At 70.6% G+C, this 26,514-nt stretch carries 23 protein-coding genes; 2 read left to right on the top strand and 21 right to left on the bottom strand.

Annotation, left to right across the window (positions count from 1 at the left end):
- Positions 1-16 precede the first annotated feature (16 nt).
- The 5 genes from FLP10_RS09300 to FLP10_RS09280 all read right to left on the bottom strand — a co-directional run bounded on the left by FLP10_RS09300 (position 17) and on the right by FLP10_RS09280 (position 9,009).
- A complete protein-coding gene (locus FLP10_RS09300; protein WP_149160612.1) occupies positions 17-400 on the bottom strand; it encodes an SHOCT domain-containing protein in 384 nt (127 codons plus the stop codon).
- Entirely contained in the window at positions 397-5,112 is a 4,716-nt protein-coding gene (locus FLP10_RS09295) for an Ig-like domain-containing protein (RefSeq protein ID WP_149160611.1), read from the bottom strand. The genes FLP10_RS09300 and FLP10_RS09295 overlap by 4 nt, the downstream gene beginning before the upstream one ends.
- A gap of 260 nt (positions 5,113-5,372) precedes the next feature.
- Positions 5,373-6,224 (bottom strand): class II glutamine amidotransferase, encoded by an 852-nt coding sequence (locus tag FLP10_RS09290; protein ID WP_149160610.1) that lies wholly within the window; start codon positions 6,222-6,224, stop codon positions 5,373-5,375.
- Positions 6,225-6,251: 27 nt separating this feature from the next.
- Entirely contained in the window at positions 6,252-7,637 is a 1,386-nt protein-coding gene (locus FLP10_RS09285; RefSeq protein ID WP_149160609.1) for a serine hydrolase domain-containing protein, read from the bottom strand.
- Positions 7,638-7,686: 49 nt separating this feature from the next.
- A complete protein-coding gene (locus tag FLP10_RS09280) occupies positions 7,687-9,009 on the bottom strand; it encodes an ATP-dependent DNA helicase (protein WP_149160608.1) in 1,323 nt (440 codons plus the stop codon).
- A gap of 132 nt (positions 9,010-9,141) precedes the next feature.
- Between FLP10_RS09280 and FLP10_RS09275 the strand changes: the two genes are divergently transcribed.
- Entirely contained in the window at positions 9,142-10,188 is a 1,047-nt protein-coding gene (locus FLP10_RS09275) for a hypothetical protein (protein ID WP_149160607.1), read from the top strand.
- A 137-nt stretch (positions 10,189-10,325) separates the two neighbouring features.
- Here the strand turns inward: FLP10_RS09275 and FLP10_RS09270 are convergent, their stop codons facing one another.
- The 12 genes from FLP10_RS09270 to FLP10_RS09215 all read right to left on the bottom strand — a co-directional run bounded on the left by FLP10_RS09270 (position 10,326) and on the right by FLP10_RS09215 (position 20,940).
- Positions 10,326-12,290, bottom strand: coding sequence for a bifunctional copper resistance protein CopD/cytochrome c oxidase assembly protein (locus FLP10_RS09270; RefSeq protein WP_210418364.1), 1,965 nt, complete (start codon positions 12,288-12,290; stop codon positions 10,326-10,328).
- 120 nt (positions 12,291-12,410) lie between these two features.
- Positions 12,411-12,698 carry an HU family DNA-binding protein gene (locus tag FLP10_RS09265; protein WP_149160606.1) on the bottom strand — a complete coding sequence of 96 codons (288 nt, stop codon included), beginning with the start codon at positions 12,696-12,698 and terminating at the stop codon, positions 12,411-12,413.
- A gap of 198 nt (positions 12,699-12,896) precedes the next feature.
- Positions 12,897-14,132: an arginine deiminase gene (locus FLP10_RS09260; RefSeq protein ID WP_149160605.1), complete on the bottom strand. Its 1,236-nt coding sequence runs from the start codon at positions 14,130-14,132 to the stop codon at positions 12,897-12,899.
- A gap of 37 nt (positions 14,133-14,169) precedes the next feature.
- A complete protein-coding gene (locus FLP10_RS09255) occupies positions 14,170-15,663 on the bottom strand; it encodes a basic amino acid/polyamine antiporter (RefSeq protein WP_246149967.1) in 1,494 nt (497 codons plus the stop codon).
- Between the two features lie 165 nt (positions 15,664-15,828).
- Positions 15,829-16,134: a 30S ribosomal protein S14 gene (gene rpsN, locus FLP10_RS09250; protein ID WP_149160604.1), complete on the bottom strand. Its 306-nt coding sequence runs from the start codon at positions 16,132-16,134 to the stop codon at positions 15,829-15,831.
- A 2-nt stretch (positions 16,135-16,136) separates the two neighbouring features.
- Complete coding sequence (rpmG, locus tag FLP10_RS09245) at positions 16,137-16,304, bottom strand: 50S ribosomal protein L33 (protein ID WP_149160603.1); 168 nt, start codon at positions 16,302-16,304, stop codon at positions 16,137-16,139.
- Positions 16,304-16,540 carry a 50S ribosomal protein L28 gene (gene rpmB / locus FLP10_RS09240; protein ID WP_149160602.1) on the bottom strand — a complete coding sequence of 79 codons (237 nt, stop codon included), beginning with the start codon at positions 16,538-16,540 and terminating at the stop codon, positions 16,304-16,306. The genes rpmG and rpmB overlap by 1 nt, the downstream gene beginning before the upstream one ends.
- A 227-nt stretch (positions 16,541-16,767) precedes the next feature.
- Positions 16,768-17,166 (bottom strand): Fur family transcriptional regulator, encoded by a 399-nt coding sequence (locus FLP10_RS09235; RefSeq protein WP_149160601.1) that lies wholly within the window; start codon positions 17,164-17,166, stop codon positions 16,768-16,770.
- Complete coding sequence (locus FLP10_RS09230; RefSeq protein ID WP_149160600.1) at positions 17,163-18,008, bottom strand: metal ABC transporter permease; 846 nt, start codon at positions 18,006-18,008, stop codon at positions 17,163-17,165. Before FLP10_RS09230 ends, FLP10_RS09235 begins: the two co-directional genes overlap by 4 nt.
- The gene (locus tag FLP10_RS09225; protein WP_246149966.1) at positions 18,005-18,961 is read right to left on the bottom strand and encodes a metal ABC transporter permease; all 957 of its coding nucleotides are present in this window, start codon (positions 18,959-18,961) and stop codon (positions 18,005-18,007) included. The genes FLP10_RS09230 and FLP10_RS09225 overlap by 4 nt, the downstream gene beginning before the upstream one ends.
- Positions 18,962-18,983: 22 nt before the next feature.
- Positions 18,984-19,841, bottom strand: coding sequence for a metal ABC transporter ATP-binding protein (locus tag FLP10_RS09220; RefSeq protein WP_149160599.1), 858 nt, complete (start codon positions 19,839-19,841; stop codon positions 18,984-18,986).
- Between the two features lie 4 nt (positions 19,842-19,845).
- Positions 19,846-20,940 (bottom strand): metal ABC transporter substrate-binding protein, encoded by a 1,095-nt coding sequence (locus tag FLP10_RS09215; RefSeq protein WP_149160598.1) that lies wholly within the window; start codon positions 20,938-20,940, stop codon positions 19,846-19,848.
- Positions 20,941-21,061: 121 nt separating this feature from the next.
- On the opposite strand from FLP10_RS09215, the gene FLP10_RS09210 reads away from it, so the two are divergent.
- Positions 21,062-21,544, top strand: coding sequence for a GNAT family N-acetyltransferase (locus FLP10_RS09210; RefSeq protein ID WP_168209150.1), 483 nt, complete (start codon positions 21,062-21,064; stop codon positions 21,542-21,544).
- Between the two features lie 54 nt (positions 21,545-21,598).
- Here the strand turns inward: FLP10_RS09210 and FLP10_RS09205 are convergent, their stop codons facing one another.
- From FLP10_RS09205 to FLP10_RS09190, 4 genes are all read right to left on the bottom strand, one after another.
- The gene (locus tag FLP10_RS09205) at positions 21,599-23,062 is read right to left on the bottom strand and encodes a dihydrolipoamide acetyltransferase family protein (RefSeq protein WP_149160596.1); all 1,464 of its coding nucleotides are present in this window, start codon (positions 23,060-23,062) and stop codon (positions 21,599-21,601) included.
- 60 nt (positions 23,063-23,122) lie between these two features.
- Complete coding sequence (locus FLP10_RS09200; RefSeq protein ID WP_149162178.1) at positions 23,123-24,082, bottom strand: alpha-ketoacid dehydrogenase subunit beta; 960 nt, start codon at positions 24,080-24,082, stop codon at positions 23,123-23,125.
- A 98-nt stretch (positions 24,083-24,180) separates the two neighbouring features.
- Positions 24,181-25,314 carry a thiamine pyrophosphate-dependent dehydrogenase E1 component subunit alpha gene (locus FLP10_RS09195; protein ID WP_246149965.1) on the bottom strand — a complete coding sequence of 378 codons (1,134 nt, stop codon included), beginning with the start codon at positions 25,312-25,314 and terminating at the stop codon, positions 24,181-24,183.
- A 29-nt stretch (positions 25,315-25,343) separates the two neighbouring features.
- Positions 25,344-26,462 carry a histidinol-phosphate transaminase gene (locus FLP10_RS09190; protein ID WP_246149964.1) on the bottom strand — a complete coding sequence of 373 codons (1,119 nt, stop codon included), beginning with the start codon at positions 26,460-26,462 and terminating at the stop codon, positions 25,344-25,346.
- Positions 26,463-26,514: the final 52 nt, after the last annotated feature.

Genomic DNA, 26,514 nt, shown 5'->3' with positions numbered 1-26,514 from the left:
GCCGTCGCACCCGACCCTAGAACTTCGACCCGAGTGCTTTCGCCTTGATCGCCTCGAACTCACCCGGCGTGATTGTACCGGCGTCGCGCAGAGCGGCGGCCTTGGCGATCTCGTCGGCCGGGTTCTGGAACGACTGCGAACGGATGGCCGCGACATCCTCATCGGGGTACTCGACCTGTTGGCGCGCCCAGCGCTGCGACATGCTGCCGCCGCGCACGATGAGGTAGACGAGCCCGGTGAGGAACGGCACGAACAGCAGGAAAACCAGCCAGACCGCCTTCAGCCAGCCGTTGAGCGTCCGGTCGCGGAAGATGTCGATGATGATGAAGACGATGACGCAGAAGTAGGCCGCGTAGACGAACACCCAGAACATCCACCAGAACCAGTCCCACACGTTCATTCAGACCTCCTCGATCGACGTCCGGCGAGCAACAGCCCGCCGACCAACAGGAGCACTCCCAGCCCGACGGGGAGGCTCGCGTCCGACCCTGCACTGGGCAGGGCGCTCACCGTGGTCACCACGAGTGAGACCGGGTTCGAGTCCGCGGTGCCGAGCACATCGGTACCGAGGAATCTCGCCGTGACGACGTAGGTGCCGGCCCGCTCGGGCGCGGTGAACTGCAGTACGGCCGGCGAATGCACGGTGCCGGTGCCGATCGAGGTTCCGTCGAGGAAGAATTCGACGGTGCCTCCGCTCGGCGTCGCCGGGCACCCGGCCGTGACGCCGGTGACTTCGGCCGTCGCCGTCACGGATCCGCCCGCCCGCACGGAGGCCGGGTCGAGGCTGAGTCCGACCTGCACCGCGCACGGCACGACGCTCAGCGGAGCCTCACCCACCGATCCGGCCCACGGGCTCAGCGGGTCGGGCGCGAAATCGCCGACGACCGTGTACTCGCCCGGCGGGATCCGGCTCCAGTCGACGTCGAGCGCGACCTCGCCGGTCTCGCCGTCGACGACGTCGACCGACGGCGAGATCGTGAACACGGTGTTGCCCGCCGAATCCAGGATGCGGAATCCCATCGTGCCCACCGGTGCGCCGAGCGCGGGACCGACCGCGGTCACCGAACCGCTCACCGTGATCGGTGCGCCCCATGCCACAGGCGAACTCGCCTCGACGGTCGTCGTCGTCGCCAGCCGCTCGAGCACGGTGAACTCGACAGGCGGGGAGCCGACGGCAGCGAACGGGTCGGCACCGACGAAGATCGATCGCACGAGGTAGTCACCGGGCGGCAGTGCGTCGCCGATCCCGACCTCGTAGCTGCCGTCGCCACCCGTCGTGGTCGTCGTGTACTCGGCGAGGGGCTCCCCGAGCAGGGGATCGTCCGCGTCGTAGACCCGCACGACGATCTCGCTCCCGTCGGGGATCTGCACGCCGATGTCGTTCTCGGACTGTACCCGGCCCGATGCGAGCGTGCCGATGCCTTCGTAGAACGCATCTTCGCCGAGATCCAGGCTGATCACGGTCGGTGCCGCGGCGATGGTCCCGATGAACGCCCCGCTGGCCGAACCCTCGAAGTTCGGCAGTTCATCGACCGGAACGTACATCGCCACCAGGGTGTGGGCGCCGACGCTGTAGGCGCTTGTCGGAAGCGGCACCAGGAGCGTGACCGATCCGTCGGGATTGACCGTGCCATCGGCGAGCGGCAGTTCGGCGAACGCCGTAGCTTCGCCGTCGGCGAACACCTGGACCACGCCCTCCTGCGGTGCGATCGTCGAGTCGGTGTTCCGCACGGTGATCGTCGCAGTGCTGGTGTCCCCGTACGGCACGGGCTCGGGCGCGAGGAAGTCGAACGACGTACTCGTGCGGGCCGGGTCGACCTCCACCTCGACGATCGTCGAGGTGCCGTCCGCGTAGCTGCCGTCGGTGAATGTGGCTGAGAGCTCGTAGGTTCCGACCGTCCGCGGTACGACTCCAGCAGGGAAGGCGAAGACCGCACGCCCGTCGACGACCGGCAGCGCCGTTGCGGTCTCGGTGCCGCCGCCCGGCCCGGTCAGGGTCACATCGACGGTGCCGCTGTTGGGCGACGGCACCTCCGGTGCGCCGGAGGGCAGCACATCGACGACACCGGTGATCGACTGCCCGTATCGAGTCGACGGGGCGTCCGGCGTGACGAGGACCTGCACCGGGGCCTCGGAGACGGTGAACCCGATCGGCGGAGACTGGGATGCCTCGATGTCGACGCTGCCCGAATACTGGGCGATGGCGAGGTAGGTTCCCGCGTCGAGGCCGGGGACGGTCGCGGTGAACGTGCCGTCCGTGAGCTCCGCCGGTATCGTCGCGACCGGCGAGAGCGGATCGTCGACGTAGACGACGATCTCGACCGTCCCGGTCGTGATCGGGGCCCCGCCGGGGTTGCCCACGACGGTGCCGGTCGCGGTCGCCGCGGCGTTCCAGGTGACATCGGGGATGTCGAGCGTGGTCGTCGTCCCCAACGTATCCACGTCGAACACGGCCGGCCCGGCAGTCGATGGTTGGAAGTCGGTGGTGCCGAGATACTCCACGGACGCCTCATACGAACCGGCCGGGTAGTTGCTGGACCAGACGGCGGTACCCGTGGCATCGAGGGGGATCGGGGCGGAGCGCACGGGTGACGGGCTCCCGTTGGGAGTCACGATGAACTGCACGAAGCCCGTCGGCACCGCGTTCGTGTCATCGTTCGCGACCGTCGCCGTCAGCGTGACCGGTCCCGGATAGGTGGCGTCCGACGGCTCGGCGGTCAAGGTGGTGGTGGTCGCTGCCGGGCTGACCGTGAAATCCACCAACCCGCTCGTGTTGGCCGGGATGCCGCCGCCGCCGTCACCGGCGTACGTCGCCTGCACCTGGTAGAAACCGGCCGCGAGTCCGGGCACGGTGAAGTCCGCCTCGGCCTGGCCGTCGTCGACCGCCCCTGCCTGGTAATCGACGGCGATCGGCCCGGCGACCTGCACACCGTCCTGGAACACACTCACCAAGCCGGTTCCGACCGGGTCGATGGAGAACAGCGGCGACTGGAGCGTGAGGGTCACCGTGGCGACGACGTCGTTGTCGTAGACCGTGTCAAGGCCGCTGAACGCGAACGACACCGACGAGGCGACGACCCTGAGCGGCTCACGCAGGCTCGTCGACGGCTCCAGGTTCTCGGTGCCGGCGTAGGCGACCTCGACATCGTACGACCCGATCGCGAGCGGATCGCCCCCCGGGATGGTGAAGCTGCCGGTGCCCTCCGTGATGGTGCCTGAGACCGCCAGCACGACCGTGTCGCTGCCTGCCTCATAGACCGTCAGCGTGGCGTCGCCACCGACGGAACCGGGCTCGTCGATCGTGACGGTGGCCTGGGCCGTGACATCGAACCCGTAGGCTGCCTCGGCAGGGAGCGATACGGTCGTGGACGTCGGGGTCCGGATGACCGACACCGCAACGGGTTGAGATTCGCCCGCGCCGACGGCGTCGGTACCGGCGAACACGCCGACGAACTGGTACGTACCGACCGGCTGGCTGGAGGTGAACGAGAAGACCCCTGTCGTGCCGGTCTCGGTCACGGCAACAGTTATCGGCGAGCCGCCGGTGGGCGTGACCCGCAGCGTGACGGTGCCGGCCGGCACCACCGCCGGCTGGCCGTTCGCGGTCGTCACGGTGATCGTGCCGGTGATCGGGTCGTCCCAGCCGACGGTGGGCGTCGGGATGTCGATCGTGACGACCGACCCCGTCTGGACCACCACGGTATCCACCGTGGCGCTCGAACCGGCATAGTTCTGCGTCGCCGCAGGAGTGAACGTCGCCCGCACCTGGTACTCGCCGACGGCGAACGGGCTGCCGAAGTCGAACGGCGTCGGCGAGCCGGGGTCGACGATCGTCGCGGTCGCCACCACATCGGACGCGGCATTGACGAGCTCCACGAGCAGGCTGCCCTGGGGGAGCAGGGTCGAGTTCGTCGTCAGCCCGACGGTTCCGACGATCGCGTCACCGTACGCGTACGACGCGGCCGCGGTCACGGTGGTCGTGGTGCTCGCCTGCGTGATGGCGAACGCGGTGCTGCCGGAGCTGCCGTTGAAGGCGCTCGCGGGCAAGGCGGGCGGCGAGTACACGGCGTTCACCGTGTAGCCGGAGCCGACGTTGGCCGTCGTCGGGATCGAGAAGGTGGCCGTCGAGGTGGTGGCGCCGGCGGCCGTGAGCGTCAGCACCGCCGCGGCGCCGCCGGGCAGCGAGACCGTCACCGGACCCACCGGAGCCGGTGCGCCGGGCGTCACCGAGGTCACCGTGACCGTGCCGGTCACCGGGCCGCCGAACACGAAGCTCGCGGCGTCGAGCGAGACCGTCGTCGTGGTGTCGACCGTCTGGTAGGTGAACTGGACGAGCCCCGCGCGAGCCGAGGCAACGGAGATCGTCATCCCGGCGGGCGCCGAGCTCGCGCCTCCGCCGCCGCCGGCGCCACCCGTGTTGTTCGCCGCAGCGCCGCCCTGGCCACCACCGCCACCGCCGCCGCCTGAGCCCGCGCTGGAGACCGCCCCGCCGGTGCCATTGCCACCCGTGGTTCCCGTCGCCGACGCATTGGTCCCTCCGCCGCCGCCGGTAGCTGAGTTGCACCCGAACCCCGTCGGGCTCCCACCCGCTGCGCCCGTCGTGCCGCCGTTCCCCCCAGCGCCACCGGAGCAGACGCCGAACAGGCCGCCGCCACCGCCACCGCCACCACCACCACCGCCGATGACCGGAGCCGAACCGCCGATGACGGCCGATGAGCCGCCACCGCCACCGCCACCGTTCGCGGTGAGGGTGCCCCCGCCTGAGGTCCCGCCGTTGCCCCCTGCGACGTATCCGCTTCCTCCGGCGGCGCCCCCGCCGCTGCCGGTCGCGGATGCGCCCTCAGCCGCCACGTGGATCGTGAGGTTCTGCCCCGGCGCCACGGCCAGCGTGCCGGTCGCCTGCGCGCCGAAGCCACCGACTCGCGCATTGTTGCCATCGCCTCGCCCACCGCCGGCACCCCGTACCGTCACCCCCGTGAGGGTGGTCACACCTTGCGGCACCGTCCAGGTGTAGGTGCCCGGGTTGCTGAACGTCACGACCTGCGGCGCCGCCTGTGCCGGCGCTGCCACGACCAGGGTCGCGGGCACGGCGAGCGCGAAGCTGGCGAGCACTGCCGCGAGTGTTCGCGTGCGTGGATGCGGCGCGGAGCGCCGAGACATCCTCATCGCGCGGCTCGCACCGCTTCGACCGATCCCAGTGCCTGTCGTCCAACTGCCGACCCAGCCCATGCGCACAGCCTCCCCCGAAGCAAGGCCCGCCGACGCGCGTTCGCGTGCGGGCCGCGACAGGGCTCACTCTATTGGACGATCGGCTCGAAGGGGAGAGCGCTTCCACGTTCGAGGTCGAGGCGGTCCGCCGCGTGCGCGAGCGCTCAGGCGGCCGCGAGGAACGGCTCCTGCCGGAAGTCGCCGCCGGGCCCGATGATCACAGCCGTCGCCTCCGGCACTTCGACGAACGCGCCCGGCAGGTCCGTGAGCGGCTCCGACACGACCACCCGGGCGGTCGGCCCGAACGTGTCGAGCCGTTCGAAGTCGGGATAGAGCTCGCGCAGCGAGGGGATGTCGATGGAGTGGAACAGCGACCGCGAGCGCCCCGAGCTCGAGTACCTGAAGGCCCAGATGGTAGCTCCATCCGTCACCGCGACGGTGCCTTGCATGGGCTGCGGCACGTCGTGCGCACGGCCCGCGTCCTCGACCCGACGGATGGCCCGACCCACCGCGGCGATCGGATCCTGCTCCAGCCCGAGGGTGAGCGCGAGGTGGAACAGCACCTCCGAGTCGGTGGTGCCGCGGATCAGCGGGAACAGCTCGGGGTCCAACTCCAGCATCAGATCGCGCCGGTAGCGGTGGAACTCGGCGAGCGCGCCGTTGTGCATGAACAACCAGCGGCCGTGCCGGAACGGGTGGCAGTTCGTCTGCTGGATCGGCGGCCCCGCGGCCGCGCGCACGTGCGCGAAGAAGAGCTCGGTCTCGATCGCCTGCGTGAGCTCGCGCAGGTTCTCGTCCCACCAGGCCGGCTCGATACTGCGGAACAGCGCGGGAACGCCCGCCCTGCCGTCGCCCATCGCCCCCATCGGATACCAGCCGAGGCCGAACCCGTCGCCGTTCACCGTCTCGGCGCCGAGTGGCGAGTTCAACGACTGCGCGACGAGCGAGTGCGCGGTGTCGAGCACCAGCGCCGACGGATGCAACGACTCACCCGAGTACGCCAACCATCTGCACATCGCCCTTCTCCGTTCCTCCCAGGAGGCTCAGCCCTCGGCGGGCGCCTCCTCGGCGGGCGCCTCCTCGGCCGGCGCCTCCTCGGCCGGCGCCTCCTCCGCCGGCGCCTCCTCCGCCGGGCCGCTCTCGATCGGGCACTTCGCGAGCGCCTTCATCTGCTCGGTCGCCTGGTCGGCCGACCACGGGAGCTCGATCAGCGGGCGGTCCTCGTCGGCGACGGGCGCCGTCTTCGACCCCAGCGAAGCGAATGCGAACGCCGCCTCGCGCACGAACTCGGCACCCGACGTGGAGTTGTTCAACACGACCACGACCGTGAGGCCGCTCTTCGGGTCGGTGAGCGACGCGGTCAGCATGCCCGGCGCCTCGCTCACCACGCCGCGCATGGTGCCGTACTGCATGCCGCCGATGCCCTGCGTCTGCCACGCGGGCGCGTCGGCTGCGATCGACGTCGTCGTCCACTGCTGTCGCTCGAGGTGGTCGCCGATGAGCGCACCGGTCGCGAACGCCTCGTTGAGCCGTGCCGCATCCGCGAGCGTGGAGACGGCACCCGCCGCCCCGCCGCCGATCGAACTCGACTGATCCGAGACATCCACCCTGGCCGCGCAGTCCGGCGCACCGTCGCCGCCGGGAAGCGCGGCGTACGCTCCCAACGCGCCTGACGGTGCGGCGGCCGTCGGCGACGGCAGCGACGTGTGCGCGAGACCGAGCGGGCCGAACACGTACTGGGAGGCCAATTCCTCCCAACTGCGGTGCGTCGCGCGCTCCGCGGCGAGCGCCGCGAGCAGGAGGTTCGTCCTCGACGGCGACCAGGTCTGGCCCGGCTCGCCGACCCGGTCGGATGCCAGCGACGACGCGATCAGCTCTCCCTCAGGCCAGACCCGTTCGGGGTTCCGCAGGAAATGGGTGCGCAGGGTGCTCATGTAATCGGCGAGCCCGGCCGTGTCACGGCAGAGCTGCTCGAGGGTGATGCCGTCGAGGCCGGGGATGTCGTCGACGTACTCCGAGACCTCGTCGTCGAGTGCGAGCTGCCCGGTCTCGGCGAGCTTCAGCAGTACCAGGCAGGTGATCTCGCCGGTGAGCCGGCCCATGCGGAACGGCGTGTCGGTGCTGACCGGCTCCGCTCCCTCGTCGAAACCGACCGTGCCGACGGCGCCCGACCACTCGCCGGCCCACGGCGCCGACACCGTCGCAAGACCGCCGCTCGCTCCGGCGAGCGCGACCGTCTCGGCGAGCAGCGCGTCGAGGCTCTCGGCCACCCCGGAGGTGAGGGGGGTCTCGACACCGCCGAGCCCCTCGGTCGGGTCGACCGTGCCCGTACACCCCGAGAACGCGAGCAGGGTGACGACGCCCACGGCGGTCGCGGCGACGACCGCTCGCGCCGAGCGATGTCGACCGACGCCCAGACCAGCTGACACTCGAGCTCCCCCCAGCCGCAGTGTGCAGCGATTCTAACCCGCCGGCGGGTCAGGGGCGTGCCGGCTCCGCGGGCGGGCCGCCGATCGAGCGCACCGCGCCCGACATGAACCGCTCGACGTTCGGATCGACCATGATGTCGCTCGGCCGCAGGGGGCGGCTGAGGTAGAGCCCGTCGAGGCTCGTGAGTCGCGAGAGCGCCACATAGGTCTGCCCGGGGCTGAACGCGCGCGGGCCGAGGTCGACGATCGCGGTGTCGTAGCTCGCGCCCTGCGATTTGTGGATGGTCACCGCCCACGCGAGCCGCAGCGGGAACTGCGTGAATTCGGCCACGATGTCCTTCGTGAGGCGCTTGCCGATCGGGTCCCACGAGTAGCGGTACCGCTCCCACGTCGCCGGCTCGACCTCGTGCTCGTCGCCGTCGACCTCGACCCTCAGCTCGCCCTGCAGCGAGGTGACCGTGCCGATCGTGCCGTTCACCCACCGCGGGCCATCGCCCCGCACCTGCGTGTCGTTGCGCAGGAACATCACCTGCGCGCCGATCTTCAGCTCGAGCCGCTCGTCGGCCGGGTACGCGCGACCGCCGAAGTCGCCGTTCACCTCTGCCTCGTTCGCGAGTGACTGACCGGGCAGCCGGTGCAACTGGGTGTGATTGATGCGGTTCACCGTGCTGTTCGTGGTTGCGAGCGTGATCGCACCATGCTCGGGCAGCGGACGCCGTGCGCCGGTCTCGTTGAGCAAGCCAGCGATCTCGGCGGTCACCTGGCCGTGCCGCACCGCGTTCAGCATGTGCTTGAACGCATCGTCGTGCTGGCGGTGCACCTCGCCGAGCTCGAAGATGCGCAGGGATGCCTCGTTCCACACCTTCGCGTCGAAGAACCACATCGAGGCGTACGTGTCGGCGAAGTAGCGGCGCTCGTCGCCGTCGCCCGGAACCGGGGCGAGCTGGTACGGGTCGCCGAACAGCACGACCTGCGCGCCCCCGAACGGCTCGGCCTTGCGCTGGCGCGCCTGGCGCAGCGACCGGTCCATCGCGTCCATGAGGTCGGCGTTCACCATCGACACCTCGTCGATGACGAGCGTGTCCATCGCGTTCAGGATCTTGCGCACCGCGTCGTTCTGTTCGATGTCGTGGTCGGCGATGACCCCGATCGGCAGGCGGAACAGCGAGTGGATGGTCTGGCCGCCGACGTTCAGCGCCGCGACCCCCGTCGGCGCGCAGATGACGATCTGTTTCTCGGTGCGCCAGTTCAGGTGCGTGAGCAGCGTCGACTTGCCGGTGCCCGCTCGCCCGGTCACGAACACGTGATCACGGGTGCCCTCGATCGCCTGGAACACCGCCTGTTGCTCGGGCGTCAGGGTCACGTCGATCACGGGTCGGCTCTCGCTGGCTTCGGATGCCTCGGGCGAAGCGGCATCCGCTCGAGGAGCGCCCGGGCGGGCGCGGGTCCCACTGTAGCCTCGCGGCCGATGGATGCTCCGGGGCCGGTGCATAGACTGGCCCCCATGGGGAGCCAGCTCGTGCGGAACGGTCGGGTGTCGCCGGCTGCCGTGCTCGGCTGGATCGGGCTCGGCGCCGTCGTCGTCACGGCGTTCCTCGCGGCGCTCGGCGGCCTCAACCAGACGCTGTACGGGGCATCCTCGTTCGTGACCCGCTACCTCGAGCTGATCGCCGACGACGACATCGCCCTCGCGGCCGCGACGCCCGGCGTCTCGCTCGACCAGGCCGACCTCGCCGCGCTCGGCCTGCCTGGCGACGTGTCGACGGCGATGCTGCGCAGCGGCGTGGTGAGCGCCACCCCCCAGGACGTGCAGATCGTCTCCGACATCGGCCACGACGACGGGTCGCACACCGTCACGGCGAGCTACCGCATCGGCACGTCGATCGTCGACACCGCCTTCGAGGTGCGCCCGATCGCCCCGCTGTACGGGGTGCTCAACCGGTGGGAGTTCGCGGTCAGTCCGATGGCGGTCATCGACGTGACCGCCGCGCACAACCCCTTCTTCTCGGTCGGATCGCTCGACCTCGACACTCGCGCCCGAAAGAGCGGCAACGACCTGGCGGCGTTCACGCAGACCGCGCCGTACCTCGCGATCGCGCCGGCCGCGTACCGGTTCAGCTTCGAATCGCCGTTGCTCATCGCCCAGACCGTCGACCTCGCCGCCGAACCGTCGACCCGCCCCGCCGTCACGGTCGACGCGCAGCCGACCCCCGAGTTCGTCTCTCGAGTGCAGACGCAGCTCGACGCCTACCTCGACGGGTGCGCGGCGCAGCAGGTGCTGCAGCCGACGAGCTGCCCGTTCGGCGAGGAGATCAGCGACCGTGTGCTCTCGGAACCGCAGTGGACGATCGTCACGTACCCGCCCGTGACGTTGAACGCCGGCGAGGCGGCGTTCGAGATGCCCCCGACCACCGGCGTCGCCCACCTGTCGGTCGAGGTGCAGTCGCTGTTCGATGGCGAGATCTCGCAGCTTGAGACCGACGACACCTTCCAGGTCGCACTCGACGCGAGCATCCAGCCCGACGGCTCGATCGCCGTGCAACTCAAGTAGCGCCCGCCGCGCACCGCGTGTGTCGGACATTCGCGCCGGTGTAGGACGTGTTCGCGCTCTCTCGTCATACCTAGGGCGGAAAGTCCGACACACCCTGCCCTGCACTGCGCGCGGGCGGCCCGAGGGGCGGCTGCGGGCTACGCGTTGTCGCGATCGGCGAGCGCCGCCAGCCGCGCGTTGTACTCGGCGAGCTCGGCGTCGCCCGTGCGGTCGGCGTGCCGGTCGCGGCGCCTCGACTCCTTCTCGTCGCTGCGCGCCCACTGGAACGCGACCGTGATCGCCAGCGCGACCGTCGGGATCTCGCCGATCGACCACGCGATGCCGCCGCCGAGCTGCTGGTCGACGAGCGCGTCGGCGCCCCACCCCATCGCGCCGTACCAGTCGGCCAACAGCAGCCCGGTGCCCATCATGATCGCGAGCCCGAAGAACGCGTGAAACGCCATCGTGCCGAGCAGCAGCAGCAGCCGGAACGGGTACGGCAGCCGGTACGGTACCGGGTCGATGCCGATCAGCGACTGCACGAAGAGGTACCCGGTGATCAGGAAGTGCGCGATCATCCACTCGTGGCCGATATGGTCGAGCATCGTCCAGCGGAACAGCGGCGAATAGTAGAACACCCAGAGCGACCCGGCGAACAGCACGGCCGCCACGATCGGGTTCGCGATGACCTGCGCGAACCGCGAGTGCACGGCGATCAGGATCCACTCGCGACCTCCGCGCGAGCCATCCTTGCGCGGGTGGACGGCCCGCGCCGCGAGTGTGACCGGCGCGCCGGGCACGAGCAGCACGGGCACCGCCATGGTGAGCGCCATGTGCCCCAGCATGTGCGCCGAGAAGAGGTACGACTCGTACGCGTTCACCCCGCCGTTCGTGATGAACGCGAGCAGCACGAGGCCGGCGACCCAGAGCACGGTGCGGTAGATCGGCCAGCGATCGCCGCGGCGACGCAGCCGCACCACGCCGGCGACGTAGAAGAAGATGCCGAACCCGCAGGCGAGCAGCCAGATCAGGTCGGGGCGCCACTCGGTGAAGTACCGCCACCATTCGGGCCAGGGCGGCAGCGGTTCGCCGGTGAGCAGCTCGGCGGGGGTCGGCACCGTCGGGAGCCGTTCGGCGACCGGCGGCGCGGTGCGCCCGAGAGCGGCGGCCACGCCCGCGGCGATACCCATGAAGGCGAGCTCCATCACCACGAGCGTCCAGAACGGGCGCGTCGCGGACGTCGCGCTCCGCGACATCCGGCCGATCAGCCAGCGCCGTTGCGCCGCACCGAACAGTCCCAGCGCGACCAGCGCGGCGACTTTGGCGATCACGAGCGCGCCGTACGGGGTCGCGAGGTCGGGCCAGTCGCCGATGCGCAAAGCCGCACTCGCATACCCCGAGATCGCGACCACGATGAAGCAGACGAGCGCCACGGTCGAGTACCGCGCCATTACCAGCACAAGCCGGTCGCGGCCGAGCGTGCGCTGCAGCAGCACGATCGTGACGAGCCCGCCGAGCCAGACCGCGGCGAACACGAGGTGCAGGCCGAGCGCGGCGATCGCCGCATCGTGTCCTGCAGTGCCTGCCGCGTGGCCCTGCTGCGCCATCGGCACCAAGCTCGCGACCGCGAGCACCGCGACGAACACGAGGGCGGTGTGGTTGCGCACCGCGAAGCAGAGCACGGTGACGGCCGCCGCGACGAGGGTGGTGATGAGCCACGCCTGACCGAGCTCGATCGTCGAGATGAACTGGCCGAGCTTGCGGCCGAACAGGTCGTCGAACGCGAGCGGTTCGCCGGTCACGTCGAGGAAGGTGATGAGGCCGGTCGCGGCGCTCGCGACCGTCATCACTGCTGCGGATGCCGCGGCGACATCGAGGGCCGCATCGAACTCGGGATGCTTCGGGCTGAGCGCCCACACCGCAAGCACGAGAGCGCCGATCATGCCGGCGGCGCCGAGGTTGACGAGCAGCTTGGCGACCGGAAGGCCCCAGCGCACCACCGGCCCCGGATCTTGGATCGCGAGCGGGTCGGCACCGCCGCCGACGAGGAGCCCGCCGATCAGCGCGGCGAGCGCGACGGCGAGCAGCGCGGCAGGGCCGAGCACGCGGACGGAGCGGGGCACCGCAACAGCCTAGGCGAGCACCCTGAGAGCGGATGTCTCGGGGCCGCCGCCGCCCGCCGGTCGGCGCAACGGCGAGGGGCGCCGGCCAATGGCCGGCGCCCCTCGGTCGCGGTGGCTGGACTACTTGGCAGCAGCCTTGAGCTTCGAGCCCGCCGAGACCTTGACCGAGTAGCCGGCCGGGATCTCGATGGTCGCGCCGGTCTGCGGGTTGCGGCCCGTGCGGGCGGCGCGGTGGGTGCGCTCGACGGCGAGCCAGCCCGGGATCGACACCTTGGTGCCCGAGCCGACGGCTTCGCCGAGGGCGTCGAAGAGCCCGCCGAGCACGCTGTCGACGGTGGCCTGGCTCTGACCGGTCGACGCCGCGATCTTCGCGACGAGCTCGGTCTTGTTCAGCGACTTGTCAGCCATTGAGTGTCCTCCTCGGACGTTCGCTGTCATTGCAGCTGGTTCAGTGAATGCACGGGAAACGATCGTTCAACCGCCCCCCTTGGCCGATCAGGCCGCCTCGAATGTAGCACCGATCCGCGGAAACACGCGGATTTCCGGGGCATTCGTGCACTTCGAGGCATCCGATCGGTCAGGTCGCGCACCCGACGCGAGGCCGGCTCAGAACTCGACCGGCTGCCGAGAGATCGGGCAGGTCATGCAGTGCCCGCCGCCGCGACCGCGGCCGAGCTCCGCCCCGACGATCGTGATGACCTCGACGCCGGCCTTGCGCAGCAGGGTGTTCACGTGGGTGTTGCGGTCGTACGTGAACACCACGCCGGGCTCGACCGCGACGGCGTTGTTGCCGCTGTCCCATTGCTGGCGTTCGCCCGCGTACCATCCGCCGCCGGGCTCGACCGTGCGCAGCTTCGGCAGGCCGAGCGCATCGGCGACCACCTCGACGAAGGAGTCCTTCTCGGTGGTGACCTCGACCCCGCCGTCGTCGGCCGGACGCAGCGAGAACGTGTCGATGCCGTCGACGATGTCGGGGTAGTAGGTGACGAGGTCGCGGTCGGCGAACGTGAACACCGTGTCGAGGTGCATCGCCGCGCGCAGCTTCGGCATGCCGGCGACCACCACGCGTTCGGCCGCGCCGGCTTCGAACAGCTTCGCGGCGACCTGGCTGATCGCCTGCCGCGAGGTGCGCTCGCTCATGCCGATGAGCACGGCGCCGTTGCCGACCGGCATGACGTCGCCGCCCTCGAGCGTCGCCTGCCCCCACTCCTGCTCGGGGTCGCCCCACCAGATCGTGTTGCCCGTGAAGTCGGGGTGGTGCTCGTAGATCGCCTTCATGAGCAGCGTCTCGTCGTGCCGGGCGGGCCAGAACAGCGGGTTCAGGGTGAGCCCGCCGTAGATCCAGCAGGTGGTGTCGCGCGTGTAGATCGTGTTCGGCAGCGGTGGCATCAGGTAGTCGTTGACGCCGGCGTCGTCGCGCGTGAGCGCGAGGTACGACGATCGGAACTCGTCGGGCAGCTCACGCGACGAGAGCCCGCCGATGAGGTACTCGGCAAGGGTCGCGTCGGGCAGGCTCTCGAGGAATGCCCTGGTGTCGTCGATCAGCCCGAGACCGACCTCGTTCGCAGTGATCTTGCGGTCGAGCAGCCACTGTTTCGCGCCCGGCACGGCGAGGGTCTGCGCGAGCAGGTCGTGGAGCTCGACCACCTCGACTCCGCGGTCCTGCAGCTTCAGCACGAAGTCGTGGTGGTCGCGTTTCGCGTTCTGCACCCACAGCACGTCGTCGAAGAGCAGGTCGTCGTTGTTGCTCGGTGTGAGTCGGTCGTGCGCGATGCCCGGCCGACAGACGAGCACCTTCTCGAGCTTGCCGACTTCGGAATGGACGCCGTAGGTGTTCGACATGTGACCCCCTGGTCTGGTTCGAATCGGTTCGGAAAGCTCAGATCTGCACGGCGCCGGTCGCGAGCAGCACGATGCCGATCACCGCGAAGACGACGATCACGATGAACGTCACCAGGCCGGGCAGGGTGAAGGTCTTCGCCCGCTGCTCACGGCGCGCGAAAACGTAGAGCACCGTCGCGGGCGCGAGCAGCAGGCATGCGAGGAACAGGAAGATGTAGCCGGCCGCCCACATCAGGAAGAGCGTGTACGCGGTCGAGATGATCGCGATGACCAGCTCGCGGGTCCGCACGCCCGGCCGCTCGCCGTCGTAACCGTCGCGGGTGATCGCGATCTTCACCGCATACGCGCTCGCGAGCGCGTACGGTGCGAGCGCGAGCGCGGCGGTGAGGTCGAGCGTGAAGTCGAGAGCGTTGTGCACGAACTGCACCGCGAAGAGGATCGCCGTCACGAGGATCGATGTCCACAGCACGGCATTGACGGGCACGTCGTGGCTGTTGAGCCGGGCGAACTGGTGGGGCAGGTCGTTGTCTTTCGCGGCGGCGTAGACCACGTCGGCCGCGAGCAGCTGCCATGCGAGGTACGCGCCCAGCACCGAGATGATGAGCCCCACCCGGATGAACGCGCCGCCCCACGGGCCGACCGCGGCCTCGAGCACGCTGCCGACCGACGGCTGCGGCAGCGTGGCGAGCTCGTCCCGCGGCAGGATGCCGTACGACAGGATCGAGATCGACGCGAACAGCGCGAGCACGGCGAGGAACCCCAGCACCGTGGCTTTGCCGACGTCCTTGCGTCGCTTCGCGTGCCGCGAGTACACGCTCGCCCCCTCGATGCCGAGGAAGACGAAGACCGTGATGAGCATGGTGCCCTGCACCTGCAGGAACAGCGAGTCGCCGCCGGGCAGGTCGTACCCGCCGGTGAGGTTCGCGGCGAACACGTCCCACCGCACGAAGAAGATCACGAGCACGAGGAACAGCGCGAGCGGCACGAGCTTGGCGACCGTGACGATGAAGTTGATGCCCGCGGCCTCTTTCACGCCGCGCCGGATCAGGAAGTAGAAGCCCCAGACCGCCACGGTGGAGATGGCGAATGCGATCCAGGTGTCGCCCTGCCCGAGCCAGGGCTCGAGCTCGGGGAAGAGCTGGCTCACCGTGGTCATGATGAGCACCCAGTAGAACGCGTTGCCGGCGCACGCCGATGCCCAGAACCCGACCGCCGAGAGGAAACCGGGGTAGACCCCGAACCCCTCGCGGGCGTAGACGTACACCCCGTTGTCGAGGTTCGGTTTGCGGTTGGCCAGCGATTGGAAGACGAGTGCGAGCGTCAGCATGCCGAGGCCGGCGATGCTCCATGCGATGAGCGCGCCGTAGACGCCGGTCTGGGTCGCGAACCGCGCTGGCAGCTGGAATACCCCCGCGCCGACCATCGAGCCGACCACCATGGCGGTCAGTGCGAGGAAGGTGAGCTTCGACGGATGCTCCGCCGCTCCGTTCCCGGTCGTGGTTCCCGATCCGGTCGTCGTGCTGTCGGCCACAGTCGTCCCCTCCCCGCGCGCGGGCTGCGCGACGCCCCGCCACGTGTCTACTACGACCGTCTCGCATGGGACAAGGGTTTCCGCCGCCTTGAGGGTTCCTCAGGGATGCGAAGAAGGGCGCCGGCCGAAGCCGACGCCCTCCTGGACGTGCTGTGCGCGAGCGGGTTACCAGCTCGACTTGGTGATGCCGGGCAGTTCGCCGCGGTGCGCCATCTCACGGAAGCGAACGCGCGAGACGCCGAACTTCGTGAGCACGCCGCGGGGGCGGCCGTCGATGGCGTCACGCGAACGGACGCGCACCGGCGAGGCGTTGCGGGGCAGCTTCTGGAGACCCACGCGAGCGGCCTCGCGGCTCTCGTCGGTGCCGTTCGGGTCGACGAGCGCCTTCTTCAACTCGAGGCGCTTGGCCGCGTAGCGGTCGACGACCACCTTGCGCTGGTCGTTGCGCGCGATCTTGCTCTTCTTGGCCATGCTTAGCGCTCCTCTCGGAAGTCGACGTGCTTGCGGACCACCGGGTCGTACTTCTTCAGCACGAGGCGGTCGGGGGTGTTGCGACGGTTCTTGCGGGTCACGTACGTGTACCCGGTGCCGGCCGTCGAACGGAGCTTGATGATGGGACGGATGTCCTGCTGCTTCGCCATTAGAGCTTCACCCCACGAGCCTTGAGGTCCTTCACGACGGCTTCGATGCCACGGGCATCGATGACCTTGATGCCCTTCGCCGACAGGGTCAGCGTGACGTTACGGCGAAGCGACGGAACGTAGTACGTCTTCTTCTGGATGTTCGGGTCGAAGCGACGCTTCGTGCGCCGGTGCGAGTGCGAGATGTTGTGACCGAAGCCGGGAACGGCGCCGGTCACCTGGCACACTGCTGCCATTGGTTTCCTCCAATACCGAGGGGCGGATGCCCCTCCCAAGGTCTCTTGTCTGCAGGCGATCCCCTCCGGTTGCCCGGTGAGATACAGGGGATTCGTCCACGGTCTGGGCAGTGGAAGTGCCCAGCCAAACGTCGAGTCTATCAGGCCGACCGTTGGGAGCCCGAATCGGGCGGTTCACGCGAGCCGAAGCATCCGATCGCCGACCTCACCAGCAGCGAGGCATCCGATCACTGCCCGTCGATCTCGGCCGAGCAGGCCGCGCACAGCCCGAACACGTCGACGACGTGCGCCGCCCGCGTGAAACCGTGCTCGCCCGCGACGCGCTTGGCCCACGCCTCGACCTCGTCGGCCGCGATCTCGACCGTGAGCCCGCAGTTGCGGCAGATCAGGTGGTGGTGGTGGCCGGTCGTCGAGCACGCGCGGTAGATCGCCTCGCCCTCGGGCGACTGCAGCGAGTCGGCCTCGCCCGCCGAGGCCAGGTCGCCGAGCGCGCGGTAGACCGTCGCCAGCCCGATGGGCGACCCGCTCGCGTGCAGGGCCGAGTGCAGCGCCTGCGCGCTGATGAATCCGTCGGTGCGGTCGAGCGCCTCGCGGACGGCCTCGCGCTGCCAGGTGTTGCGCTTCATGCGAGTCTCGCCTCCTCCGCGGTCTCGACGGGAATGTCCCGTCTCCACGGTAGCCGCCTCACCCGTCGGGCGATGAGGGCGATGAGGAAGAAGGCGGTGGCCGCGAGCACGATCGCCGGCCCCGCGGCGACCGCGAACGCACGCGAGGCGAGCACGCCGAGGATGCCGGACGCCGCGCCGATCGCCGCCGATGCGACGAGGATGCCGCGGAACGAGCCGAGCACGAGGCGGGCGGCCGCCGCGGGCGCCGCGATGAGCGCGATCGCGAGGATCGCCCCGACGGCGGGCAGCGCGGTCACGACCGTCGCGGCGGTGAGCGCCAGCACGAGCAGTTCGACGGGCCACGCTCGGTAACCCGCCGCCCGGTACCCGGCGGGGTCGAACGTCGAGAACGCGAGCTCCTTGCCGAAGGCGGTGACCGCGCCGATCGCGACGGCGAAGACGGATGCCGCGAGCACGATGTCCGCGGTCGTGACCGTCAGGATCGAGCCGACGAGCAGCGACTCGGCCCGCACCGGGATGCCCGGGATCGCGGCCTGCAGCAGCGCGCCCGCCGCGAATCCGCCGGTGAGCACGATGCCGGCGGCCACTTGCGAGCCCTGGCGGCGGGTTCGCGCGACGAGCTGCATGATCGCGACGATGGCGACGGATGCCACGGCCGCGCCCAGCGGCACGCTGGCGCCGATCGCGGCTGCGACCACCGCGCCCGGGTACGTCGCGTGCGTGAGCGCCTGCGCGAAGAACGTGCGGCGGCGCAGCACGACGAGGGCGCCGACGAATCCGCTGCCGCCGCCGATCACCGTCGCCGCGAGCAGCGCGAGCTCGAAGTACCCCGCGCTCATCCCCGGCCGCCGTTCAGGAAGAATTCCGCGACACGCCGACCGACGGGCGCACGTGCCGGCGTGTCGCCCCGATCTTCCTGATCGAGCGACGGCGCCGCCCCGGCGCGGGCCCTCGAGAACAGGGCGACGACGACGAGCAGCAGCCCGTAGAGGGCGACGAAGACGGCGACGACGGTCGCGCCACTGGGGAGGTCCGCGCCGGCCCCGACCGACACCACGAAGCCCGTCGCGAGGCCGAGCCACGAGGCCAGCGCCGCGAAGCCCGCGGCGAGGGGGAACAGCAGCCACAGCCGACGTGTCATGAGGCGCGCGGACGCGCCCGGCACGATGAGCAGCGCGAGCACCAGCAGCGACCCGACGGTGGCCGCGGCGGCCACGACGACGAGTGCGATCGCGGCGTTCAGCACGAGATCGAGCACGAGCCCGGGGTCGCCTGCCGCGCGACTCCCCCGCGCGTCGAACGCCCGGAACACCTGCTGCTTGAGCGTTGCCCCCACGGCGACGAGGGCGATCGCGCACACCACGACGAGCGGCACGACCTGGTCGGGCGGAATCGTCAGCACGCGGCCGAACAGCAGCGCCTCGAGCTCGCCCGCGTAGTCGTCGCTGCGCGACACGACGAGCACGCCGACGCCGAACGTGGCCGTCAGCACGATCGCGATCGCGGCATCCGAGGCGATGCCGGCGCGCGCGAGCCAGGTGAGCACCACGGCCGCGGCGAGTGCCGCGATCGCCGCGCCCGGCAGCAGCCCCGCCGTGCCGCCTACCGCGAGGCCGATCGCGAGCCCGGGGAACACCGCGTGCGTGAGCCCGTCGCTGATGAACTCGAGCCCGCGCAGGTTCACGAGCACGCCCACCGTGCCCGCGACCACGGCGAGCACCAGCAGCACGACGAGGGCGCGCGCCATGAACGGCAGGGCGAACGCGCCGAACAGCGCATCGACGAGGCTCACGGCCGCCCCTCCCCCACGGCCGTCAGCGCGACACCTCGTGCGCCGCGTGGCCGTCGTGCGCCGCGTGGCCGTCGTGCCCTTCGTGGCCCGGCACCACGAGTGTGTGCTCGTCGAGCTCGACCTCGACGCCCTCGAAGCAGTCCTGCACGTTGCCGAGCGTGAGCACGTCGTCGACGGTGCCGAACGCGCGCTGGTCGCCGTTCACGAGCAGCACTCGGTCGCACACCTCGCGCGCGAGCTCGAGGTCGTGCGTCGACACGAGCACCGCGACCCCGCGTGCCTTCAGGGCGCGCAGCGTCTCGATGAGCGCATCGCGGTTGGGCTGATCGAGCCCGTTGAAGGGTTCGTCGAGCAGCAGCAGGGCCGGGTCGGATGCCAGCGCGCGCGCCAGCAGTCCGCGCTGACGCTGCCCGCCCGAGAGCTCGCCGAACTGGCGTTTCGCGAGGTCGGCGAGGCCGACGGCGTCGAGGGCGGCGCGCACCGCGGCGCGGTCGGCGCGGCCGGGCCAGCGCAGCCAGCCGAGCCGGCGGTAGCGCCCCTGCATCACGACCTGTTCGAGCGAGATCGGGAAGTCGGGGTCGAACTGCGCGGTCTGCGGCAGGAAGCCCAGCTCGCCTCGGCCGGGCCGGCTGCGATCGGATGCCTCGGAGCCCGCGAACCGCACCGTGCCCGCCGTGCGCGGCACGAGGCCGAGCAGGCCCTGCAGCAGCGTCGATTTGCCGGCGCCGTTCGGCCCGATCAGCGCCACGGCCTCGCCCGGCGCGATCGAGAACGACAGTCCGTGCACGCCCGACCCGCTGGGATGCGTGAAGGCGGCATCGCGGAGTTCGAGCACGGGCTGCGACATCCGTCCGCTCTGCTCCCCCGCTGCGTCGCTCACAGCGTCATCCTCGCAGGGACGCGGGCGGCTCGGAAGCCTCGACGCCCCACGACTCGAGCATCAGCCGCACGTTGTGCACCGTCGACCCGAGGTAGGTCGCTCCCTCGGTGCCGGCCGCGCCGAGCGCGTCGCCGTAGAGGGCGTCGTCGCCCGAGTACACCGTCACGCCCGCCTCGCGGGCGATGGTTGCGGCGGTCTTCGGCGAGATCGCCTGCTCGGCGAACACCGCCTGCACGCCCGTCGCGCGGATCTTCTCGACGAGATCGTCGATCTCGGCCGCGCTCGGCTCGGCGTTGTCGTCGAAGCTCGGGATGACGCTGCCGACCAACGTGATGTCGTACTCGTGCAGGAAGTAGGTGAACGCGTCGTGGTTGGTCACGAGGAGACGCTGCTCGACGGGCACCTGCTCGACGTTCTCGCGGATCCATGCGTCGAGGTCGGCGAGGCGGGCCGTGTAACCGGCTTCGGCGGTTCGCACGGCGTCGGCGTCGATGCCCGGCACCTCGGCGAGGCCGTCGGCCAGGTTCTCGACCATGCGGGTCGCGTTCGCGGGCGAGGTCCAGATGTGGGGGTTGCCGTCGGCGTGGTCGTGATCGTGATCGTCGTGATCGTCGTGATCGGATGCCTCGTCGGCGGGCTCTTCGGCGTGCTCGTCTTCGGCGTGCTCGTCGTGGTCGTGGTCGTCGGTGCCGAACAGCTCGACGCCCTGCGAGGCATCCACGACCGGGCCGTCGAAGCCGGCCGAGTCGAGCGCGTCGTCGAGCCAGGTCTCGAGCCCGGCGCCGTTCACGAGCACCGCATCGGCCCGCGAGATCGCGAGCAGCTGCCCCGCCGATGGGTCGAACGAGTGCGCGCTCTGCCCGGGCTCGAGCAGCTGGGTCACCTCGGCCTGATCGCCGACCAGTTCGCGTGCGAAGTCGGCGACCTGCGTCGTGGTCGCGACGATCTGCGGTCGGTCGCCGGACCCCCCGGATGCCTCGCCGCCGGCGCAGCCCGCGAGCACGAGTGCCGCGGCGCCGGCGAGCGCGGTTGTCGCGAGCAATCGCCCGCTTCGGTGCGAGGCGCGGCGTACGGGATCACGGGAGAAGTCGGGGGCCATAGCTCCAACGTAGGCTTATTGATAATGATTGTCAAAACCATCTGCGCCCCGGCCCGTGTTGTATTGCCCCGCATGTGGACAGCTCTGGCGTGTCGCCGACGGTGATGAGAAGGTGAACCACGTGGAAGCCACCACGGTCCCCCTGACCCTGCACCCGTTCACCGTCACCGATGCCGAGCGCCTGCTCGCCGGCGAGGTCGACCCGACCGACGGTTGGGAGGGCGGCTACGCCTTCACCGAAGAGCCCGAGCTGATCGCCGAATACCTCGGCGCCGTCCGCGAGAGCGGCGACCCCGCCCCCTTCGGCCCCTACCTCGTGCGGCGCGGCGCCGACGGCGCCGCCATCGGCGGCGTCAATCTGTTCGCCACCGACGACCCGCGCGTCGTCGAGTTTGTGTTCGGGCTGGTGCCCGCCGCACGTGGCGAGGGACTCGGCACGCACACCGTGGTCGCCGTGCTCGCGCTCATCCGTTCGGTCGGCGCCGAGGTCGCGCGCGCCGAGTGCGAGGTCGCCAACCTGTCGGCCCGCCGCGCGCTCAGCACGGCCGGCATGCTCGAGTCGAGCCGCACCGGCGAGTCGGTCATCTACGAGCTGCGCTTCTGACCGCACTCCCCCGCCGCACTCCCCCGGCCCCCGCACCGCTCGCGCGCCCACCGGTTATTCGAGCAGGAGCGCGGGCTCCTCGATGATCGACGCGACGTCGGCGAGGAATCGGCTGGCGACGTCGCCGTCGACGACGCGGTGGTCGAACGAGCCGCCGATGGTCGTCACGAACCGGGGGCGCACCTCGCCGTCGACGACCCAGGGCTTCTGCTTGATCGTGCCGAGCGCGACGATGCCCACCTCGCCGGGGTTCAGGATCGGGGTACCCGTGTCCATGCCGAACACGCCGATGTTCGTCACCGTGATGGTGCCGCCCTGCATCTCGGCGGGCTGGGTCTTGCCCTCGCGGGCGGTGAGCGTGAGCTGCTCGAGCGCGGTCGCGAGTTCGACCAGCGACATCGCCTGCGCCTCCTTGACGTTCGGCACGATGAGCCCACGGGGCGTCGCCGCGGCGATGCCGAGGTTCACGAAGTGCTTCACGATGATCTCGTCATCGGTCCACTGCGCGTTCACCGTGGGGTTGCGCCGGACAGCCCAGATGATCGCCTTCGCCATGATCAGCAACGGCGACACCTTGACGCCGGCGTAGTCGGGCGAGGCCTTCAGTCGCTTGATGTACTCCATCGTGCGCGACGCGTCGACATCGACGAAGACCGATACATGCGGCGCAGAGAATGCGCTCGACACCATCGCCTGGGCGATGGCCTTGCGCACGCCCTTCACCGGAATACGGGTCTCGCGGTCGGCGGGCAGGTCGGGCGTCTGGATGTTGCGGAACACGCTGGCCTGGCTGGCCTCGCGGATGACATCGTCGCGTGTGATGTCACCGATGGGACCGGTGCCGGTCACCCGGGACAGGTCGACGCCGAGATCTTTGGCGAGCTTGCGGATCGGGGGCTTCGCGAGCACGGGCACACTCGGCTCGGCGAAGCGAGGAGCGGGTGCGGCAGGTGCGGCAGCGGCACCGGCAGCGGCAGCGGCAGCGGCAGCGGCACCCCCAGCGGTACCGGATGCTGCCGCCTCCTGTGCCGGCGGCACAGCGGGCGGCGCGGGCACGGCCGCGAGGTGCTCGTGTGCGCCGCCGGGCGCGGGATGCCGCCGACGACGACTGCGTGCGGGACCCGAACTGCCGTGCCCGACGAGCACAGCGCCGCCCGTCTCCTCGGCGACGGCCGGGGGAGCCGGCACCGCCGGGGCGGCCGGCTCGGGTGCGGCCTCGGCGACGACCGCGGCGGCAGCAGCGCCGCCCGAGCCTGCGGAAGACATGCCACTCGAGGCATCCGTCTGGATCACGAGGATCGGCGTCCCGACCTCGACGGTCGCGCCCTCGTCGACGAGCAGCTCGGCGACCACCCCGTCGAACGCGCTCGGCAGTTCGACCAGCGATTTCGCGGTCTCGATCTCGACGAACACCTGGTCGAGCTCGACGCGATCGCCGGGCGAGACCCGCCACTGCACGATCTCGGCCTCGGTGAGGCCCTCGCCGACGTCGGGGAGCGGGAAGCGGATCTCAGCCATCTGTTCAGCCTTTCAGCAGGTGTATCCGCGAAGCGGCATGTCTTCGAGCCGGCGGCGGCGTCAGTACGCGAGCGCCCGATCGACGGCCTCGAGCACACGATCGGGGCTCGGCAGGTACTCGGTCTCGAGCGCCGCCGGCGGGAACGGGGTGTCGAAACCCGACACCCGCAGCACCGGCGCCTCGAGCGTGTAGAAGGCGCGCTCGGCGACGGTCGCCGCGATCTCGGAGCCCACGCTGACGTTGCCGTACGCCTCCTGCGCGACAACCAGCCGACCCGTGCGGGCGACGGAGTCGAGGATGGGCCCGTAGTCGATCGGCGAGATCGAGCGCAGGTCGACGATCTCGAGGCTCGTTCCCTCTTCGGCGGCGATGTCGGCGGCCTGCAGCAGCGTCGCGACCATCGCGCCGTGACCGACCAGGGTGACGTCGGCGCCCTCGCGCACCACGCGCGAGGCGTGCAGCGGCAGCCCGGCGTGCTCGAGGTCGACCGGGCCTTTCGGCCAGTACCGGCTCTTCGGTTCGAAGTAGAGCACGGGGTCGTTCGAGGCGATCGCCTCCTGGATCATCCAGTACGCGTCGTGCGGGTTCGACGGCGAGACCACCCGCAGGCCCGGGGTGTGGGCGAAGTAGGCCTCGGGGCTCTCCTGGTGGTGCTCGATCGAGCCGATGTGCCCGCCGTACGGCACGCGGATGACGATCGGCATCGGCATGGCCCCGCCGTGCCGCAGGTTCTGCCGGGCGAGCTGCGTGGTGATCTGGTCGAACGCGGGAAAGATGAATCCGTCGAACTGGATCTCGATGACCGGCCGATAGCCGCGCATCGCGAGCCCGATCGCGGTGCCGACGATGCCCGACTCCGCCAACGGGGAGTCGAGCACTCGACGCTCGCCGAACTCGGCCTGCAACCCCTCGGTCACGCGGAACACGCCGCCGAGCTTGCCGATGTCCTCGCCCATGAGCAGCACCTTGGGGTCGGCGAGCATCGCCTCCCGCAGTCCCGCGTTGATGGCCTTGGCCATCGACAGCGTTCGCACGCCGCGCAGTTCGTGGTTCGAGGCATCCACCGGCGCCCCCGTCGCGTTGCTCACGCCGACCTCCTCATCGATCCCCGCCCCGCTCACGCTACGCCCCCGTCGAGGCTGCGCTCGAACGCGTCGAGCCACGCGTACTGCTCGCGCATCAGCGGGTGCGGCTCGGCGTACACGTGCTCGAAGATGACCTCGCGCGTCGGCGCAGGCATCTCGAGCGCGCGTCGGCGCACATCCGACGCGACATCCTGCGCCTGTTCGTCGACCTCGGCGAAGAAGGCGTCGGATGCTCCGCGGCCGGCCAGCCACGTGCGATAGCGCGTGATCGGATCGCGGCGGGTCCACAGGTCGACCTCGTCCTGCGTGCGGTACTTCGTGGGGTCGTCGGCCGTGGTGTGGGCACCCATGCGGTACGTGACCGCCTCGATGAAGCTCGGGCCTTCGCCCGAACGTGCATCCTCGAGCGCCTGTCGACTCACGGCGTAGCTGATCAGCACGTCGTTGCCGTCGATGCGCACGCCGGGCATGCCGAATCCTCCGCCGCGCAGCGCGATGGGGGAGCGGCTCTGCCGCTCGACCGGCACGGAGATCGCCCACTGGTTGTTCTGCACGAAGAACACCTGCGGCGTCTGATAGCTCGACGCGAAGACGAGAGCCTCGCTCGCATCGCCCTGCGAGGTGGAGCCGTCGCCGAAGTACACCAGCACCGCGGCATCCGTTTCGGGGTGACCGGTCGCGGTGGCGCCGTCGAAGGCCAGGCCCATCGCGTATCCCGTGGCGTGCAGGGTCTGCGACGCGAGCACCAGCGTGTAGAGATGGAAGTTGCCGTTCTCGGCCGGTTCCCACCCGCCGAGGGTGGCGCCGCGCAGCAGGCCGAGGATCTTCACGGGATCGAGCCCGCGGATCATGCCGACGATGTGCTCGCGGTACGACGGGAAGATGTGGTCTTGCGGGCGAGCCGCCCGCGCCGACCCGACTTGCGCGGCCTCCTGGCCGTGGCTCGGCACCCAGAGCGCGAGCTGGCCCTGCCGCTGCAGGTTGGCGCCGGCGATGTCGACCCGGCGCGAAATCGACATATCGCGGTAGAACTGCTCGAGCTCGACGTCGGGCAGGGCCTCGACGATCGGCAGGAACGCCTCGGCCTCTGGCGTCGGCTGCAGCTCGCCCTCGGGCGTCAGCAGCTGCAGCGTCGGGGCGGTGAAATCTCGATTGAGGGCTGCCACCGTTCCACGCTAACCCTCGCGGTCAGCGCCTACGCTTGTGAGGTTCCGACAAGCTGGCCCAGAATCTCGGTGAGAACCTCGACAGAGGATGCCTCGCCGACCGAGATACGGATGCCCTCGGGCGGGAACGCCCGGGCGACGACGCCCGCGTCGAACAGCCGCTCGGCGACGGCGACCGTGTGCTCGCCGGTGGGCAGCCACACGAAGTTGCCGTGCGCCTCGGGGATCGCCCAGCCCTGCGCGATGAGCGCGGCACGCAGCGCCTCGCGGCGCTCGACGATCACGTCGACCCGGCGGCGAAGCTCGGCCTCGGCGTCTGGCTCGAGCGAGGCGACCGCGGCGGCGGCGGCCTGACCGGTGACGCCGAGCGGAATGGCGGTCGCGCGCGCGGCGTCGAGGATCGGCACCGGGCCGATGGCGTACCCGACGCGCAGACCGGCGAGGCCGTAGGCCTTCGAGAAGGTGCGCAGCACGACCAGGTTCGGGTATCGGCCGGTCAGCGTCGCGCCGTCGACGGATGCCCCGGGGCCGGTCGACTCCGCCCGCACGAACTCGATGTACGCCTCGTCGAGCAGCACGAGGCGGTCGCTGGGCACCTTCGCCATGAACGCGGCGAACTCGTCGGCGGTGACGAGCGGACCGGTGGGGTTGTTGGGGGAGCAGACGATGATCACCCGGGTGCGGTCGGTGACGGCCGCGGCGAGCGCGTCGAGGTCGTGGCCGTGGTCTGGCCGGTTCGGCACCTGCACGCTCGTCGCGCCGGCGACGGTGCAGAGCCCGGGGTACGCCTCGAACGACCGCCATGAGTAGACGACCTCGTCGCCCGGTGCGCACGCGGCGAGGATGAACTGCGCGATGAGCGCGACCGAACCGGCGCCGACGATGATCTCGTCGGCGGTGACGCCGAATCGCTCGGCGAGCTTCTCGCGCAGCGCGAGCGCGGTCGCGTCGGGGTAGCGGTTGACGGATGCCGCGGACGCCGTGATGGCATCGACGACGACGGGCAGCGGGTCGAACGGGTTCTCGTTGCTCGACAGCTTGTAGCCGTCGGCGGGTGCGGGTCGGCCCTGCCGGTACGGGGGGAGTGCGGCGATCTCGGGGCGGAGTCGAACGGCGTTGTTCGGCGTCTCGGGTGCAGCTGGGGTCACGGGATCCACGGTACCCCTACGATCGCGGGCGGTCGTCTGCCAGAGTTGAGGC

Origin of the sequence: Agromyces intestinalis (assembly GCF_008365295.1) — a bacterium.
Taxonomy (GTDB): domain Bacteria; phylum Actinomycetota; class Actinomycetes; order Actinomycetales; family Microbacteriaceae; genus Agromyces; species Agromyces intestinalis.
Note: the sequence above shows the minus strand (reverse complement) of the source record. Positions and strands in the feature narration are given on the sequence as shown.